15 protein-coding genes are annotated in these 17,833 nt (G+C 60.3%); 5 read left to right on the forward strand and 10 right to left on the reverse strand.

Translation table 11 applies throughout. The features are described 5' to 3' along the window. Positions 1-26 precede the first annotated feature (26 nt). The 4 genes from PAE61_RS06590 (at position 27) to PAE61_RS06605 (ending at position 4,111) form a co-directional block, all read left to right on the forward strand. Positions 27-1,772: an ABC transporter ATP-binding protein gene (locus tag PAE61_RS06590; protein WP_271114538.1), complete on the forward strand. Its 1,746-nt coding sequence runs from the start codon at positions 27-29 to the stop codon at positions 1,770-1,772. Next, positions 1,765-2,490: a CAF17-like 4Fe-4S cluster assembly/insertion protein YgfZ gene (gene ygfZ, locus PAE61_RS06595; protein WP_271114539.1), complete on the forward strand. Its 726-nt coding sequence runs from the start codon at positions 1,765-1,767 to the stop codon at positions 2,488-2,490. Before PAE61_RS06590 ends, ygfZ begins: the two co-directional genes overlap by 8 nt. Then, a complete protein-coding gene (gene dinB, locus PAE61_RS06600) occupies positions 2,487-3,569 on the forward strand; it encodes a DNA polymerase IV (protein ID WP_271114540.1) in 1,083 nt (360 codons plus the stop codon). The genes ygfZ and dinB overlap by 4 nt, the downstream gene beginning before the upstream one ends. A 221-nt stretch (positions 3,570-3,790) precedes the next feature. Beyond that, entirely contained in the window at positions 3,791-4,111 is a 321-nt protein-coding gene (locus PAE61_RS06605; protein ID WP_090524829.1) for a DUF6280 family protein, read from the forward strand. A 76-nt stretch (positions 4,112-4,187) separates the two neighbouring features. Here the strand turns inward: PAE61_RS06605 and PAE61_RS06610 are convergent, their stop codons facing one another. The 6 genes from PAE61_RS06610 to PAE61_RS06635 all read right to left on the reverse strand — a co-directional run bounded on the left by PAE61_RS06610 (position 4,188) and on the right by PAE61_RS06635 (position 11,191). Further along, the gene (locus tag PAE61_RS06610; protein ID WP_271114541.1) at positions 4,188-5,102 is read right to left on the reverse strand and encodes a carbohydrate kinase family protein; all 915 of its coding nucleotides are present in this window, start codon (positions 5,100-5,102) and stop codon (positions 4,188-4,190) included. 17 nt (positions 5,103-5,119) lie between these two features. After that, positions 5,120-6,385 carry a TFIIB-type zinc ribbon-containing protein gene (locus tag PAE61_RS06615; protein WP_271114542.1) on the reverse strand — a complete coding sequence of 422 codons (1,266 nt, stop codon included), beginning with the start codon at positions 6,383-6,385 and terminating at the stop codon, positions 5,120-5,122. Positions 6,386-6,446: 61 nt separating this feature from the next. Then, positions 6,447-7,580, reverse strand: coding sequence for an SPFH domain-containing protein (locus PAE61_RS06620; RefSeq protein ID WP_271114543.1), 1,134 nt, complete (start codon positions 7,578-7,580; stop codon positions 6,447-6,449). A gap of 80 nt (positions 7,581-7,660) precedes the next feature. Next, the gene (locus tag PAE61_RS06625) at positions 7,661-8,716 is read right to left on the reverse strand and encodes a DUF2927 domain-containing protein (protein WP_271114544.1); all 1,056 of its coding nucleotides are present in this window, start codon (positions 8,714-8,716) and stop codon (positions 7,661-7,663) included. After that, entirely contained in the window at positions 8,713-9,891 is a 1,179-nt protein-coding gene (locus PAE61_RS06630) for a toxic anion resistance protein (RefSeq protein WP_271114545.1), read from the reverse strand. The genes PAE61_RS06625 and PAE61_RS06630 overlap by 4 nt, the downstream gene beginning before the upstream one ends. Before the next feature lie 106 nt (positions 9,892-9,997). Then, positions 9,998-11,191: an MFS transporter gene (locus PAE61_RS06635; protein WP_271114546.1), complete on the reverse strand. Its 1,194-nt coding sequence runs from the start codon at positions 11,189-11,191 to the stop codon at positions 9,998-10,000. Positions 11,192-11,261: 70 nt separating this feature from the next. On the opposite strand from PAE61_RS06635, the gene PAE61_RS06640 reads away from it, so the two are divergent. After that, complete coding sequence (locus PAE61_RS06640; protein WP_271114547.1) at positions 11,262-11,699, forward strand: helix-turn-helix domain-containing protein; 438 nt, start codon at positions 11,262-11,264, stop codon at positions 11,697-11,699. Positions 11,700-11,723: 24 nt separating this feature from the next. Here the strand turns inward: PAE61_RS06640 and PAE61_RS06645 are convergent, their stop codons facing one another. From PAE61_RS06645 to PAE61_RS06660, 4 genes are all read right to left on the reverse strand, one after another. Further along, on the reverse strand, positions 11,724-13,910 hold the full coding sequence (locus PAE61_RS06645) for a 3-hydroxyacyl-CoA dehydrogenase NAD-binding domain-containing protein (RefSeq protein ID WP_271114548.1): 2,187 nt from the start codon (positions 13,908-13,910) through the stop codon (positions 11,724-11,726). A 14-nt stretch (positions 13,911-13,924) separates the two neighbouring features. After that, positions 13,925-15,136 (reverse strand): acetyl-CoA C-acetyltransferase, encoded by a 1,212-nt coding sequence (locus PAE61_RS06650; RefSeq protein ID WP_271114549.1) that lies wholly within the window; start codon positions 15,134-15,136, stop codon positions 13,925-13,927. Between the two features lie 11 nt (positions 15,137-15,147). After that, complete coding sequence (locus PAE61_RS06655; RefSeq protein WP_271114550.1) at positions 15,148-15,774, reverse strand: glutathione S-transferase family protein; 627 nt, start codon at positions 15,772-15,774, stop codon at positions 15,148-15,150. Positions 15,775-16,052: 278 nt separating this feature from the next. Beyond that, entirely contained in the window at positions 16,053-17,828 is a 1,776-nt protein-coding gene (locus tag PAE61_RS06660) for an acyl-CoA dehydrogenase C-terminal domain-containing protein (RefSeq protein ID WP_271114551.1), read from the reverse strand. Between the last annotated feature and the right edge of the window lie 5 nt (positions 17,829-17,833).

Consider the following 17,833-nt stretch of genomic DNA (forward strand, 5'->3'; position numbering starts at 1 on the left):
TGCCGGTTCGCAGGCTAGATCGGGGCATGGCGTCGAACATATCTGACAGAAACCTCTTTCAGCGCATCTGGCGGGATTATCTGCGCGAATACTGGCCGCGGATGAGCGTCGCGCTGACCCTGATGATCATCGAGGGCTCGACGCTCGCCGTGCTGAGCTGGATGCTGAAACCGCTTTTCGACAGGGTTTTTGTCGGCGGTGATAGCGATGCGATGTGGTGGGTCGGCGGAATCATCTTTTCGCTGTTTCTGATCCGGGCCGTGACATCGGTGATCAACCGGAGTCTTCTCGTATCGGTTCAGCAAAGCGTCGGCACGAAGATGCAGGTCGATCTGCTGTCCCATATCATGAAGCTGGACATGAAATTCTTCCAGATGAACCCGCCCGGCGCGATGATCGAGCGGATTCAGGGCGATACGAAAGCGGTGCAGAATATCTGGCAGGTGTTCATCACCGGAGCGGGACGCGATGTCGTTTCACTGGTAGGGCTGTTCTATGTCGCGATCCGGATTGACCCGGAATGGACGTTGGCGGCGCTGATCGGAGCGCCGCTGCTGATCCTGCCGACGGTCTTCGTGCAACGCTATGTGCGGCGCAAGACACGCGGTGCACGCCAGTTCGCCTCGGACCGGGCCACGCGGATTGACGAGGTTCTGCACGGCATCGGCACGGTCCGGCTGAATAGGATCGAGGAATACCAGACCTCACGCTTCGCCGCGATTGTGGGCCGCATCCGTCGCGCCGAAATCAAGATCGCCGCGACCGGAGCCGTGGTTCCGGCGATGATCGACGTGGTGACCGGGCTTGGGTTTGTGGGCGTTCTGGCTCTTGGCGGGGCCGAGGTCACGCGCGGCGAGCGTACGGTCGGGGATTTCATGGCGTTCTTCACCGCCCTGTCACTGGCGTTTCAGCCTCTGCGCCGGTTGGGCAGCCTTGCCGGAACATGGCAGGTTGCGGCGGCCAGTCTGGAACGGATCTATGACGTGTTCGACACGCAACCCTCGATCCGCCCCGGCTTGCGGACCGAAGCGCCGGAAACGACGCGGATCGAATTTGAAGATGTTTCTTTGGGTTTCGGCGAGACTCAGGTGCTGCGCGGTCTCAGCTTCGTGGCCGAAGCGGGACAGACCACGGCGCTTGTCGGTCCCTCGGGGGCGGGAAAAACGACAGTCTTCAACCTGCTGACCCGGATGCTGGACCCCGATCAGGGCAGGATCACTCTGGGTTCGGCGGTATTGCAGGATTACGATCTTGCGACATTGCGTGACCAGTTCTCTGTCGTCTCGCAGGATCCGGCTCTGTTCGATGAAACCATCCGCGAGAATATCGTCCTGGGCCGGGATGTCGCCGAGGCCGAACTGACCGGCGCGATCGATGCCGCGCATGTCAGCGATTTCGTCAGCGCGTTTCCCTCGGGTCTGGACAGCCCCGCCGGGCCGCGCGGATCGGCATTGTCCGGAGGGCAGCGCCAGCGTGTCGCCATTGCCCGCGCCGTGCTGCGCGACGCGCCGATATTGCTTCTGGATGAGGCGACCTCAGCCCTCGATGCGGCGTCGGAGCGGCTTGTGCAGCAGGCCTTGGACCGGCTTTCCAAGGATCGCACGACGCTGGTCATTGCACACCGGCTTTCGACCATCCGCAATGCGGACAAGATCATCGTCGTCGATGCGGGACGGGTTGTCGAAGAGGGCAGTCATGACCAGCTTATGAAGATGGGCGGGGCCTATGCCTCGCTGGTCAATCTGCAATTCGGGGACATGACCCATGACTGATCGCCGGCTTCTCCGCCTGACCGGACCCGAGAAAGAGGATTTCCTGCAAGGTCTGGTCACGAATGATATCACTCATGCGCCGGCTTATGCGGCTTTGCTGACGCCTCAGGGGAAATATCTGGCGGATTTCTTCGTGATCCCGGATGGGGACGGCATTCTGCTGGATGTGGCGGCTGTTCAGGCGGATGATCTGAAAAAGCGCCTCTCCATGTACAAGCTGCGTGCAAAGGTAGAGATTAACGACGATCCGCGTCAGGTGACACGCGGAACCGGTGCGGCTCCGGACGGTGCGATTGCCGATCCGCGTGATCCGGCACTTGGTTGGCGGGCTTATGGCGTCGGGTCGGATGACGATACGGACTGGGACGCGATCCGGGTCGCGCATCTGGTGCCTGAGGCCGGGGCAGAACTGATCCCGAATGACAGCTATATCCTCGAACATGATTTTGAGCGCCTGAAAGGGGTCGATTTCCGCAAAGGCTGCTATGTCGGGCAGGAGGTCACCGCCCGGATGAAGCACAAGACCACGCTGAAAAAGGGTCTGCGCCGTGTGGTTCTGGACGGAGAAGTTCCCTCGGGAACGCCGATCCTGATGGCGGATGGGCGCGAGGCCGGTGTGGTCCACACGCAATCCGGCGGGCGCGGCATCGCCTATCTGCGCTTCGACCGTGTGGCTGAGGGGATGACGGCGGACGGCGTCTCTGTCCGGGTGGAATGATCGCGCGGGACGAGGCGCGTCGCATCGTCCATATCGATATGGATGCGTTCTATGCATCCGTCGAGCAGCGCGACAATCCCGAATTGCGCGGCAAGCCGGTGGCGGTTGGCGGGGCCAGCAAACGGGGTGTGGTTGCCGCTGCCAGCTATGAGGCGCGGAAATTCGGTGTCCGCTCGGCGATGCCCTCGGTGACGGCGGCGCGGCGTTGTCCCGATCTGATCTTCGTGAAGCCGCGCTTTGACGTGTATCGCGCCGTAAGCCGCCAGATCCGCGATATTTTCGCGCGATATACCTCGCTGATCGAACCGCTTTCGCTGGATGAGGCCTATCTTGACCTGACCGGGCGCATTGCGCCAGGTGAGACGGCGACCAGCACGGCCAGCCGGATTCGCGCCGAGATCCGCGAGGAAACCGGGCTGACCGCAAGTGCGGGGATCAGTTATTGCAAGTTTCTGGCCAAGATCGCCTCGGATCAGAACAAGCCGGACGGACAGTTCGTGATCCCGCCCGAACGCGGAGAGGATTTTATCGCCACGCTGCCAATCGACCGTTTCCACGGTGTTGGTCCCGCGACGGCGGCGAAAATGCGCAGGCTGGGGATTGAGAGCGGCGGCGATTTACGTGCCCAGAGTCTCGAATTTTTGCAGGGGCGATTCGGTAAATCTGGCCAGTGGTATCACGATATTTCGCGCGGCATCGATAACCGCGAGGTTCGGCCGGACCGGATCCGAAAATCCATTGGCGCTGAAACGACATATTTCGACGATCTGCACGCGCTTGCAGAGGGGCAGGCGGCTCTGGTGCCTTTGGCGGATAAGGTCTGGCGGCATGTCGAGGGACATAATGCGCAAGGGCGCACCGTAACGCTGAAGGTAAAATTCTCTAATTTTCAACAAATTACACGCGCTTATTCGTTGAATCGTCCGGTCGATAGCGGCAAAGAACTGCTGGAGATCGCGCAGGCTATGCTGGCCGGGGTGATGCCTGATCCGCGCGGTGTGCGTCTTCTTGGCATCACCCTGTCTGGATTGGCGCAGCAGGATAAGAAATCACACCGGCAACTTGATCTTTTTAAATAATATCCTACCTGACGGGAAACCTGCTATGGTTTGCTGGCGTTCTAGAAACAGTGTTGTTGAATATTCTGGATGGAAGCCATGACATTCCTGCATGGCAGTCATGAGGTTAGCGGTGTACCGAATCAAGGTTCGGTTGGGGTAGACAGTTCCACCACCCAGAATCAAGCTCTGGAGTTCGTCCCACTGGGCGGACAGAAGCATATTTGGTCAGGACGGTAAAGATGCGTGATTTCGTAGATGGCTCGGCATTTAATTTTGAACAGGGTCAGCGCGCCCGCAAGCTGTTTGCGGCGGTAGTGCTGGCTGCTTTGGATGATGCCATTGCTGATGATAAAAAATATGGCAACGGGCCTGAACAGATCGCCCGTTGGGCGCGTTCGCGCGATGGGCGCGAGGTGCTGTCCTGCGCCGGTATCGACCCGAATGAGCGGGTTGTGAAGGGGCTGATGGAGTTTGTGTCGAAAGGCGTGCGGACCTCAGTTGCGCTTTCGCGCGAGGAAAGCGAACGCCGTCAGGCCGCCGAGGATGCCGAAGCCGCCTGATCCCGGGCCGCGTTTGTAAAGAAAGCGCCGCCTCGGGGCGGCGCTTTCTTTTTGCGCATGATGCAAGACAACTCTTTCAGGCGGAAAGCTCTTCGCGCCACGGCGGATTGGCACCGTGCCGGGATACGGTCACGGCTGCCGCTTTGGCCGCAAGGTCCAGAGCGGCGCGGATCGTGTCTTCCTGCAGCTCGGCAAGCGCGTCCTTGCTGAGCGCACCGGCCTCCGAAAGTGCGGTCAGGAAGCCGGCATTGAACGTATCTCCGGCGCCGATCGTGTCGGCGATCTCGACCCGTTCGGCCTCTCGGGTGAACTGGCCGTTCTTGTGAATCGCCGTGGCACCCTCGGCCCCATGTGTCCGCAGGATCAGTTTCGGGCCGATATCCAGTAGCTTCACGGCGGTATCTTCGGGGGCATTATCCGGGAACAGCCATTCTGCGTCGTCATCCGAAATCTTCACGATATCGGCGATCCGCATGAGCCCGTTCAGCCTTTCCCGCGTCAGCCGCTCATCCGCGACCAGATTGGGACGAATATTCAGGTCCACCTTGATGACCGCGCCTTTTTCCGCGACGCGATTGGCCAGTTCAAGCACGGTATTCCCGCAAGGGTCCTGAATGAGGCTGATCCCGCCGATAAACAGCGCCGAGACATCCGCCGGAAGTTCCGGGATATCGGCAGGGTCGAACATGCGCCCCGCCGTGCCTTCATCATAAAAACTATAGCTGGCATGGCCGTCATTCAGGAAAACGAATGCCAGTGTCGTCAGCCGGTCAGTCGAAGGGCAAAGCGACATATCCACCCCCGCCTTCTCAAGCGGAGCGCGAAGCGCCGCCCCGAAATCGTCGGTCGAGAGCGGCCAGAGATAGGATGGTTTCGCCCCCAGACGGCCAAGCGCGACGGTCGTATTATAGACCGAGCCTCCGGGCAGGGGCAGAAAGGCACCGTCCTGAGGTACCATGTCGATCAGTGATTCACCGCAGCACAAAATCATATAATGCCCCCTCCAAGCTAGTAGCCCTGGATAATATAGTCCTGATCCGAGGAAAACCCGTTAGCGCTAAATTCCACGTAACCGGATTGCTGCGCGACAAACAACATGATTGCAAGCGCGACCAGTGCCGCCAGAATTGCGGCGCCGATCTTCCACATTGACCAGGGACGTTCGCCCTGAACCCGTCCCGACTGGCCGTTCACCACGAAGCGATAGGATTTTCCGTTATATTTATAGGCTGCCGACCAGACCGGCAGAAGCACATGCTTGAACGTCTCGGCGGAATAGGCGGTACGTGCCTGACTGATCCGCTGTTCGTCCCCGCCGATATCGCGCCTTATATCCATTGCTATGACGGCTTCCATTTCCTGCCGCGCGATCTCATGGCCCGATGCAAGCGGGATCGTATAGCCTTCCGCCCCGAAACCCTGAAGATATTGCGGATTATAGGGTCTGAGATGCGACAGATCCCACGGCGTCAGCGCATCCGTAATCCTTCGCGGCAGGGCCGAAGAGGCCAGAACAAGCACATCGTTGAAACTGCGACTGACCTGACCGCGCACAGTGGTCCACCGAGTCTTGCGCACCTGCTGCGCGACTCTGCGGCTTTTCCCGTCGACCACCTGGGTCACATAGCGGGTTTCATAATACCAGTCCCCGCGTGCTCCGGCATAGTCCGAGGCGGTGTCGGCGTCGAATGTCCAGAAGGGTGAATAGACCCCGGCCATTTTCCGGCCTTTTCGCGCATATTTCACCAGACCCGAGGGCGCGAACCATAAACGCCCCAGCCAGTCCTCAAGCGCTGCCCGCGCCTGATCCTCTGTCACAACGAAGGGCAGCACGCCTTGCGGTTTGATTTGCCGTGTCGCACCGGTATCGGTGACGACCGGCGTTGCGCAGAACGGGCATTCAGAGGCATGTGTCCCGGTCCCCAGCTCGAATTTCGCACCGCAATTCGGGCAGGAGAGCATTCGGATATCCTGCGCCAGATCGCTTGCCGCATCCAGCGCCAGCCCCTTTTGCAAGGGCTGCTCGGTCAGCAGAGGCGTCTTGTGACCGGCATCCCATTGCAGCGCCCGGCCCGTTGCAGGGTCGCGCAGCAATTCGCGGTCTCCCTCCGCGCCGTCTTGGGATTGCCGCGCCGGAGCCCGTGCGGCACCCGGCCCGATCTTCTGGACATGGCCGCAATAGGGGCATTTCAGCGATTGCTCACCGGGCGAGAAGCTGAGGCTCGCCCCGCATTGCTCACATGGATAGCGAAACTCGCTTGGTGGCGTGGGCATGGATAATCCGCTTTTGCTGGAAAAGTCGGGCGCAGCGCCGCGCCCGGAGTTGCGGGCTTATTTAAGCTTTGGGCAGCGGCGGCGGTGAGACGGTAAACAGACGCGCCAGTTCCGGGATATCGTCGGCGGGTTTCCAGCCATCCTGACCAGCCGTCCAGACAAGCGTGTCGCGGGTGAATTTACCCTCTTTCGCCATGCGCCCGATATAGCCCATGCCGAACGGCCCGTCCGCCTCGCCATTGTTGGCGATGTGGTACAGGGTTTCCCCGTGGCCTCCGGGAACCGGGGGCGGCAGGGCACCGCTTTGTGGCTGCATCTGGGTCTGAGCCGGAACCTGTCCCCAGGGACCGCTTCTGGCGGCCATGCCCATGCCGATGGCTGCGCCAAGTCCTGCGCCCATTCCGGCACCGGCCCCGCCCTGATTTTGCGAGGCGTTCAGCATCGCCTCTGCCTGAGCATATTGCCCGAAACGGTCCAGATCGCCGATAATCCCCATTGAGGTGCGTTTGTCCAGAATGGCTTCAACTTCATCCGGCAGGCTTATGTTTTCGATATAGAATTCTGGAATAACCAGGCCGTAATTGGCAATGATAGGAGTGATCGCCTTGGCGACCATCTTGCCAAGCTGATCGGTATTTGCAGCCATATCCAGCACCGGAATGCCGGATGAGGCGATCATGCGAGAGAATTCCTGCACGATGATATTGCGAAGCTGGAAGGTGATTTCGTCGCTGGTGAATTCGCCATCCGTGCCGACGATCTCGGCCATGAATTTGGCGGGATCGGTGACGCGCATCGAATAGGTCCCGAACGCCCGGATGCGGACCGGACCGAATTCGGGATCACGCGCGATGATCGGGTTTTTCGTTCCCCATTTCAGCCCGTTGAACCGGGTTGTGTTGACGAAATAGATCTCGGATTTGAACGGAGATTTGAAGCCGTGATCCCAATGCTGAAGCGATGTCAGAATGGGCATGTTATTGGTTTCAAGCATATAGAGGCCGGGTCCGAACACATCGGCGATCTGACCTTCATGCACAAATACGGCGGACTGGCCTTCGCGAACCGTCAGCTTGGCACCGTATTTGATGGCATTCCCACGGCGTTCAAAGCGCCAGACCATCGTGTCGCGCGTATCGTCGGTCCACTCGATAACATCTATGAATTCGCCCGAAAGGAAGTCGAACAGGGCCATCTTTCTCTCCGTTACTATGCGTGCGGATCAAACCGCGAAGACGTGGTCGGGTTCCGCGCACCGTCAGGCGGGTATCCCGCTTATTCCAGCAGCTCGCCGGCGATTTCCCTGACGATCGGGGTCGCGGTTTCCGCTGTCATGCCGGGCCGGAGGCGCGGATCGTACAACATTTTCAACAACAGCTCGTCATGATCGGTCAGAAGCGCGAATTCCTCGTCATCGTTGAAGATAGAGGGTCTCGCATCCGGGCTGTCATTCGCCAGACCCATCCCCTGCGCCATCTCTTCATGAATGCAGGAACTGCGCAGCAAAGGCGGTAATTCGGCACGGATAATGGCGACCGCTTCGGAATAAAGCGGGCTTGAGCCAAGCGAATACGCGAAGACCGTGCAGTAATTCTGCGGTGGAAGCGATTGAATCGCCTCGATATCATCGGCAGGTATGCCCGGCACAAGCGAGGCAAGCCGTGGCCCGATACGGCGCCGTTCGTCTTCACTGAGGAACATGACCGTGAAATTCCCGGTCCCGGGCGTCGCCGCGATATCATGGCCGGTCAGCCGGGCAAGCCGCTCGGCAAAGCTTTGGACCTCGCTGCGGTCGCGCGTGCGGGTGGCCGGAGGCACGGACTCGCCGAATTCGACCGCGATCCGGACCGGCTGTTCCCACCGGCGAAGCTTCGAGGGACGAGGATCCGCCACCAGTTGAGCGCCATTGCGTGTATATTCGTCATGAAGCGCGACTTTGACGAAATCACTGACCAATTGATCCTGACTAAGCTGGATTTCCGCGCCATCGTCGCGGCGCAGCCTACCCCTTGCCGTCAGCATGTCTTCGACGCCATCGAAGTAACCATGCATGGTCTGGCTGGCCGGGCTTTCGGCGGCCCGCGCCGCGGCTTCCGCCTGCTCAGCGGCGCGTTTCGCGCGGGCGGCCCTCAGCGCCGCGTTTGGCCGGGGCTCAGGCGGGACCGCCGCAATCGCAGGAACCGGCGCGGGGGGCTGTGGCGGGGGCGTCTCGCTGCGATCCGCATTCGTGCAGGCAGTGATCGCCAGAAGCCCCAGCAATGCCAGAACCCCCGGCCTGCCCGGCACGGGAGAGGGTGAGCAGGCGAGGGCGGTCCGTGAGGTCAATTTCACCCAGCCTGCGTTTCTTCGATCTGGCCCTGACGCGCCTGAGATGGGGACAATGTGCGGCGGAGTTCGTCTTCCATCCGCATAAGCTCTTCCTCGGCTGCGGCGCGGCGGGCCTTGCCTTCATCAGCGATACGCAGGCTGTCCTCGATTGTCGAGATAAGTTCGGCATTGGCAGTGCGTACGGATTCGATATCGAAAACGCCGCGCTCCATCTCTGTGCGGATCGAGGCATTGGCCTCGCGCAGGTTTTTCGCGTTCGAGGTCAGCAGCTCATTGGTCAGATCGGTGGCCTCTTTCACCGCACCCGCGGCCTCGGATGAGCGTTGAATGGTGACCGCCTGCGCAAGCTGGGTTTCCCAGAGCGGCACGGTATTCACCAATGTCGAGTTGATCTTCGTCACCAGAGATTTGTCGTTCTCCTGCACCAGCCGGATCGAGGGCAGGGACTGCATCGTGACCTGCCGGGTCAGCTTCAGATCATGGACACGGCGTTCCAGATCGTCGCGCACCGAACGCAGATCCCGCAATTCCTGCGCCTCCATCACCTGCCCGTCAGAGGGGCTGGCCTGAACTTCCGCTTCCTTGGCGGGGATCAGCTCTTCATCCAGTTCGCGCAGCTTCGCTTCACCGGCGGCGATATACAGCGCCAGCTCATCGTAGAAGTTCAGCGTCCGGTCATAGAGCACATCCAGAGATTTGATATCCTTGAGCAATTGATGCTCATGATTCATGAGATCTTCGGTGACGCGGTCGATCTGACCTTGTACCTCTTCATAATTCGCGACGAATTTCGCGAATGGCGCCGAGCGGCCAAGAAGCTTTTCCCAGAAGCTGCGTTCGCGCCTCATATCCAGCTCATTGACCGAGAATCCCCGGATCGTGGTGACGATGCTGCGCAGCGATTCCCCGGCGGGGCCGACATCCTTGTTCTTGACATCGGCCAGCATCGCCTGGCTGATTTCCTGCAACTGGGATTGTGCCGCCGAGCCGAAATGCACAACCGATCCGCTGTCCTTCAGGTTGATCTCATTCATCCGCCGCCGGATCTCGTCGGCGACCGGATCGGGCGCATCCTCCAGCGATTGCACGTCACCTTTCGGTTCGGGCAAAACCACAGCAGTGATTTCCTCGATCTCCTGCTGATTTTGCTCTGCGCCGCGTTTCGTTTCGGTTGTCATCGCAATCCTTCCTGAGCCTGACACGGCTTTCTGCCGCGCAGAATAAGGGTTAATTTCAACGTTTCAACAGGATGCTTCAGCGAAAGTTCCCGCGCCTGACGGGATATCATGCCGGGCGGTACAATCGTGACGTTATGGCAACGAGTATCGCGGTAGCGACCAAGCCGGCCGCGAGGCCGATACCAGCGATGTGCCATCCCCAGTAACCGATGGCGGGAAGGCTGATGAAGGGTGACAGAAACTGGCCCAGAAATACCGATGCCGTAAGGATTGCGCCGGTTCTGCCGCGTCCCGAGGGAGGCGCTGCGGTCAGTGACAATGCAACAAAGCCCGGCGTTGAAAGCGCATAGCCCGCGCCAATCGCTGCGCAGGCAGCGATGATACCGGACGCAGAAGCTGTGGACACAAGAAGCGCGAACCCCGACGCCATCACCAGAAAGCCGCAGGCCCAGTTGCCGCCATCACCCAGCAGGTTGCGGATTCGCGGATACAGTATGGCGGTGGCTCCCCCGGCAAGCATCAGAGCTGCCAGTCCGGCACCAGACATGGCGGGTGCCCCGAAGCCCTGATCCTGAAGGTAAAAGGGAAGCTGCGTGGGCATAACAAAGAATATGATCGTCACCAGCATTTTCCCAAGCGCGAGCAGCGCCACCCTGATCTGCCAGCCTTGGTGTTCCGACGATGCGTCAGTTCTGTCTGAGGCGGAATGGCGAGGTGTTTCGGCGATAACACGGCTGAAAAAGGGCAACATCAGGGCAGGGATCGCATAGACGACGAAGGGCAATCGTGGCGAATGGACTGCAAGTGCAGCCGCTAGGGTGATGAAAACGAAACCGCCCAGATTGCGTGCAGCTACCTGTGCTCCGATCAGGGTATGGAGAGCGTTCCCGCTGAAATAATCCCCGCTCAGCGCCGATTGCGCCGTCATGACCATTGCCAGAGCCACGCCAAGCAGCAAGCGGCTGGCAAGCAGGGCGTTCAGGTCGTGCAAGAACAGACCCGCGCTGCCCGCCACGGCGAACAGAGCGACCCCGGAAAGCAGCAGCGGACGCCTGCCGATCCGGTCGGTAAATATCCCGCACAGCCACGCTGTCAGCACGACAGAGAGAGATGGGGCGGGGACAAGCAGGCGCACCAGCAGCCGATTAAGCTCGGTATCAGGAAATTCCCGCTGAATCCCGGGCAAGGCGGGGCTGATCGTGGCAGCGGCCATCACCGTCAGACTGGCTGCCAGCAGCAGCGCTATGGCGCGGGGATCTTGACGGACAGGCGGCGGCGTGGCGGGTGTCGGAGCGGTCATCGGCGCATTCCTCTTGCGGTTGGTGTCAAGAGGCGACACGCTACGAATTCAAGTCCCCTTGAGGTCAAGTATGAAATTGCTGGATATCGGAGAGGTCAGCCGGGCCAGCGGAGTGCCGCCCTCGACGCTGCGCTTCTATGAGGAAAGGGGACTGATTGCTCCGGTGGCACGTCATGGGCTGAGGCGGCAATACACGCCGGGCGTAGTCCTGCAATTGACTCTGATCGGCATGGGGAAATCGGCGGGTTTTTCCTTGTCCGAAATTGCCGGGATGTTCGGACCGGATGGCCACCCGGAACTTCCGCGTGATGAGCTGCATCACCGCGCGGACGATATCGACCATCAGATACGGGAACTCGCGGCGCTCTCAAGGGCGCTGCGTCATGTCGCCGACTGCCCGGCACCCTCGCATCTTGAATGCCCCAGCTTTCAGCGCCTGATGCGGATCAGCACGCGCCGTCTTGGTGAGAGAAACAGAAAAAGCGGGGGCCGCACGACCCCCGCCTAAGGATAAAAATCCGCCTGATCGGGTTTAGGCCGCCTTTTTCCGGCCTCCGAAGCGGCCATAGAAACTTTGATCCTTCCCGGCCATCTCGCGCAGCAGGTCCGGGGCCTTGAAGCGTTTGCCGTGCTCGGCTTCCAGACGGTCGCAGATTTCCACTGCCTGCGCGGCTCCCATCATGTCCAGCCAGCTGAACGGACCGCCGGACCACGGCGCAAAGCCCCAGCCAAGGATCGCGCCGACATCGCCTTCGCGGATATCTTCCAGCACGCCTTCCTCAAGCGCCCGGACGGCTTCCAGAACCTGCGCGAACATCAGGCGATGCTGCACTTCGGTCAGTTCCGGCTGCTCATCGGCCTCGGGGAATTGCGCATCGAGCCCGTCCCAAAGACCTTGCCGCTTGCCCTTGTCGTCATAGGCATAGAAACCCGCATTCGCCTTGCGGCCCATCCGGCCCTGATCTGCCATCCAGAAAAGCACCTCATCAACGGCACCGTCAGGATAGGCATCGCCCATTGCGGCTTTCGTGGCCTTGGCGATCTTCACCCCGAGGTCGATCGAGGTCTCATCAACAAGTTGCAGCGGACCCAGAGGCATGCCCATCATCTTGGCGGCATTCTCGATCAGCGTGGGGTTCACGCCCTCGGCCAGCATCCGCATACCTTCGTTGATGTAGGGAATGATGCAGCGGTTCGCATAGAAGAAACGGGCATCGTTCACCACGATGGGCGTCTTGCGGATCTGGCGCACGAAATCCAGCGCCTTGGCCACGGCGCGGTCGCCTGTCTGCTTGCCCTTGATGATCTCAACCAGCAGCATCTTGTCCACCGGGCTGAAGAAATGGATGCCGATGAACTGGTCGGGCCGCTGGCTGGCCTTGGCAAGCTCGGTGATCGGCAGGGTCGAGGTATTCGTCGCGAAGATTGCATCCTGCGGGATTACCGCCTCGGCCTTTTTCGTGACCTCGGCCTTGACGCCGGGATCCTCGAACACGGCTTCTACGATCAGATCGCAGCCCTCAAGCGCGGCGTAATTCGTGGTCGCGGTGATCCGGCCCAGAATTTCGCCCTTCTTCTCTTCGGTGACTTTCTTGCGGCTGATGCCCTTGTCGAGAATGCCTTCCGAATAAGCCTTGCCCTTATCCGCCGATTCCTGCTTGGCGTCGATCAGCACGACCTCAATCCCCGCATTTGCGCTGACATAGGCGATGCCTGCCCCCATCATGCCCGCACCCAGAATGCCGACCTTCTTCACCTTCTGATCCGGCGCGTCGGGACGATTGGCACCTTTTTCAAGCGCTTCCTTGTTGATGAACAGGCTGCGGATCATCGCACTTGACGACGGGTTCATCAGGATATTGGTGAACCACCGCGCTTCGATTTTCAGCGCCGTGTCGAACGGCACCTGTGCGCCTTCGTAAACCGCGCTCAGCAGCGCTTTGGCCGCCGGATAGACGCCAAGCGTCTGGCCATGCACCATTGCATTCGCGCCGACAAAGGTCATGAAGCCAGCCGGATGGAACGGTTCTCCGCCCGGCATCTTATAGCCCTTCTGATCCCACGGCTTGACGATATCGGCATCGGTCGCATTCAGCACCCATTCGCGGGCAGCGGCGACCGGATCGTCCACCACCTCATCAATGACACCTGCCGATTTCGCCTTTTTCGGATCGTTCAGCTTGCCTTCCAGCAGCAGAGGTGCTGCCGCCATCGCGCCCATCTTGCGGACCAGCCTTGTCGTGCCGCCCGCGCCGGGGAAAATTCCGACCTTGATTTCCGGCAGACCGATCTTCGCCTTGGCGTTGTCGGCGGCAAAAATGCGATGCGTGGCCAGCGGGATTTCCAGCCCGATGCCAAGCGCGGTGCCGGGCAAAGCAGAGGCGACAGGCTTGCCGCCCTTGTTGGTTTTCGGGTCCATCCCGGCGCGTTCGATCTTCCGCAGCAGGCCATGCAACTGCATGATCAGCCCGAAAATCCCCTCGGCCCCGCCGCTCTCCTTCATGGAGGCCAGCACATTCAGGTCCATCCCAGCCGCGAAATCCGGCTTGCCCGAGGTGATGACAATGCCCTTCACCGCATCATCGGCAAGCGCGTCATCGACAAGGCCGTCCAGTTCACGAATGCCGTTTTCGGACAGCACATTCATGGATTTGTTGGGGATATCCCAGGTAATAACAGCGACGCCGTCAGCGTCCTTGGTCATGGTGAAATCGGTCATATTCCTGCCTCCCCTTACACGCGCTCGATGATGGTGGCCGCACCCATGCCGGATGCGATGCACAAAGTGGCAAGGCCGACATTCTTGTCCTGCCGCTCCAGCTCATCCAGCAGCGTGCCGATGATGATTGCGCCCGTTGCCCCCAATGGGTGACCCATCGCGATCGAGCCGCCATTGACGTTTACAAGCGCCGGATCGACCTGAAATGCCTGCATGAAGCGCAGCACGACGGACGCGAAAGCCTCATTGACCTCGAACAGGTCGATATCGCCGATGGACATGCCGCTATCGGCGAGGATCTTTTCGGTCACCGGAACCGGGCCGGTCAGCATGATCGTCGGATCGGTGCCGATCTTCGCGGTGGCGCGGATGCGGGCGCGGGGTTTCAGCCCGTTGGCCTTGCCGAATTCCTCATTGCCGATCAGCACGGCGGCGGCGCCGTCGACGATGCCCGAAGAGTTCCCGGCGTGGTGGATATGGTTGATCCTGTCCAGATGCGGATATTTCAGCATCGCCACCTTGTCGAAGCCGGGCATGATCTCGCCCATCTCCTGAAAGCTGGCCTTCAGCTTGCCCAGATCCTCGGTGGTGGTCCCGGGGCGCATATATTCGTCGCGATCCAGAATGGTCAGCCCGTTCTGGTCCTTGACAGGTACGATGGATTTGTCAAAGCGGCCTTCCTCCCACGCCTTTGCGGCGCGTTTCTGGGATTCGACGGCCAATGCATCGGCATCTTCACGGCTGAAACCGTATTCCGTCGCGATGATATCGGCGCTGATGCCCTGCGGCACGAAATAGGTTTTCATCGCCAGTGTCGGATCGACGGCAATCGCGGCCCCGTCGCTGCCCATTGCAACGCGGCCCATCATCTCGACCCCGCCGGCGAGGTAGCCATTCCCGGCCCCGCCCTTGATTTGGTTGGCGGCAAGGTTCACCGCCTCCATGCCGCTGGCGCAGAAGCGGTTGATCGACAGACCGGGGATCGATTCATCCAGATCCGAAGCCAACACGGCCGAGCGCGCCAGACAGCCGCCCTGTTCCTTGACCTGGGTGACATTGCCCCAGATCAGATCCTCGACAGCGTGGCCTTCCAGCCCGTTGCGCTCTTTCACCGCGTTCAGCAGCCCCGCCGACAGCGACAGCGAGGTCACTTCGTGCAGGCTGCCATCCTTGCGGCCCTTGCCGCGCGGCGTGCGGGCGGCGTCATAGATAAAGGCGTCGGTCATGGTTCCTCCTGTTACGCCCGGTCGGAAGGATTGCCGGGCATCAGATCGTAAGGGTGTTTCCAGCCGGGCAGGGCGGCGATGCCGTCAAGCCAGCGGTCGATATTGGGCCATTCGGTGCGGTCGAAGCCGAACGGTTCCGGATAGAAAAGATAGCCACAGCAGGCCGCATCGGCGATGGTGAACGTGTCGTCAGCCACCCAGTGACGTCCCGTCAGATGGGTGTCGAGGATCTGATATGTCGCTTTCAGGCGGGCTGTCAGATAGTCGATGCCGCCTTGCGGGCGCTTTTCTTCGGGAATGAAGTTCTGCAAAAACCGCGCGGGTCCGGCCTGACCCGACAGACGGTGATTATCGAAGATCAGCCAGCGAAGCACCTCGTTGCGGTCAGAGCCGAGGAGTTTTCCGGTTTTATCCGCGACATGGAGCTGAATCACGGCGGATTGGCTCAGGGTCAGAGCGTCCTCGCGAAAAACTGGCACCTCGCCCATATCGTTGATCGCGCGGAATTCGGGGCTGCGTGTCTCTCCGTTGAAGAAATCGACGAAGACCGGCTGCCAGTCATACCCCGCCAGTTCCATCGTCAGCGCCGCCTTATAGGCGTTACCGGATTCTCCGAAGCAGTAAAGCTGTGCCGTCACTTTCCGTCCCTCCCTGTCACCGGGGGCTTCGCGCCCCCGGACCCCCGCGGGGTATTTTCGTGAAGAAGAAGCTGATTAACGATAACGCAACTCTTCTTCCTTAGCTTCAATTTCGCGGTACAGGCTGGGGAGCCGATGACCGCTGAAGGAGAAAGCCCCGATCCGGGCCCGTCACATCTTGTCCGGCTCGGATCGGGGCCGCTTCTTCTTCACTCAAATACCCCTGCCGGAGGGACGGATATCTGCCTCGGGCCCGCGCGCCGGGACCGAGGCCGGGCTCAGAACGCCTCTGCTTGCAGTTCCATGACCGGATCGGCTCCGGATTCGATGCGTGCCAGATGGGTCGCGGTCATCGGAAGCTGCCGCTTCATGTAATAGCGCCCGGTCGCCAGTTTGGTTTCATAGAATGCCGTGTCGCCGGTCCCCTCATCCAGCGCGTTCTGCGCGGCGACCGCCATGCGCGCCCACATGAAGCCAAGCGCGGTATGCCCGAAAAGATGCATGAAATCATAGGATCCGGCGAGGGCGTGATTGGGGTTCTTCATGCCGTTATTCATGAAGAACATGCCCGCCGCCTGAAGATCCTTCGACGCCGCTTTCAGCGGTTTCAGGAAATCGGCCTTCAGCCCCATATGGGATTCGTTTTCCTTGATGAAAGCCTTCACGGTCTCGAAAAAGGCCATGACGTGCTTTCCGCCATCCTGCGCCAGCTTGCGGCCCACAAGGTCGAGCGCCTGAACGCCATTCGCGCCCTCATAGATCATGGTGATACGGGCGTCCCGGACGAACTGGCTCATGCCGTGTTCCTCGATATAGCCGTGGCCGCCGAAGACCTGCTGCGCCAGAACGGTGGTATCGAAGCCCTTATCGGTCAGGAAACCCTTGATGACCGGGGTGAGCAGGGACACCGCGCCTTCTGCCTCGTCATCGCCGTTTTTCGCCTTGTCGATCTCATGCGCTCCCCAGAAGGCAAGCATCCGCGCCCCTTCGAGGAAGCTTTTTTGATCCATGAGCGCCCGGCGGATATCGGGATGCACGATCAGCGGATCGGCGGGGCCGCCGGGATTTTCGGCACCGGTCACGGCGCGGCCCTGCAAGCGGTCCTTCGCATAATCGACCGCGTTCTGATAGGCGGCCTCGGCCACGGCATAGCCCTGAAGGCCGACACCGATACGCGCTTCGTTCATCATGGTGAACATGGCCCGCATGCCTTTATGCAGATCGCCAAGCAGCCAACCTTTTGCGCCGTCGTAATTCATCACGCAGGTGGCGTTGCCGTGAATGCCCATCTTTTCTTCGAGATTGCCGACCGAGACATTATTGCGGTCGCCAAGTGATCCGTCCTCATTCACCAGGAATTTCGGCACGATGAACAGGCTGATCCCCTTGGTGCCCTCGCCGCCGCCCGGTGCCTTGGCCAGCACCAGATGGATGACGTTTTCAGCCAGATCGTGATCGCCTGCGGAGATGAAGATCTTCTGCCCGGTGATCAGATAGGAGCCGTCATCCTGCGGTTCGGCCTTGGTGCGCAGCATGCCCAGATCAGTGCCGGCATGTGGCTCGGTCAGGTTCATGGTGCCGGTCCATTCGCAGGAGACCATCTTGGGCAGATAGGTGGCTTTCTGCTGCGCGTCGCCATGTGTGTGGATGGCGGAATAGGCACCGTGGGTCAGGCCCTGATACATGTTGAAGGCCATATTGGCCGATACGAAGACTTCACCTGTGGCAAGTCCCAGCACATAGGGCATGCCCTGGCCGCCATATTCCGGATCGCAATCCAATGCGGTCCAGCCGCCTTCCTTCATCGCCTCGAACGCCTTGTCGAAGCCTTCGGGAGTGCGGACGACGCCGTTTTCAAGAACGCAGCCCTGCTGGTCGCCGATGACATTCAGCGGCAGAAGCACCTCGGTCGCCAGCTTGCCTGCGGCGTCCAGCACAGCCTCGGTGAAATCGCGATCGAGCTCGTCATGTCCCGGCAGTCCCGAAGCAGAGATGTTCAAGACATCATGCATGATGAACTGCATGTCACGGACGGGTGCGTTATAAATGGGCATGTTAG

It is taken from the genome of Paracoccus aerodenitrificans, from assembly GCF_027913215.1.
Lineage (GTDB): Bacteria > Pseudomonadota > Alphaproteobacteria > Rhodobacterales > Rhodobacteraceae > Paracoccus > Paracoccus aerodenitrificans.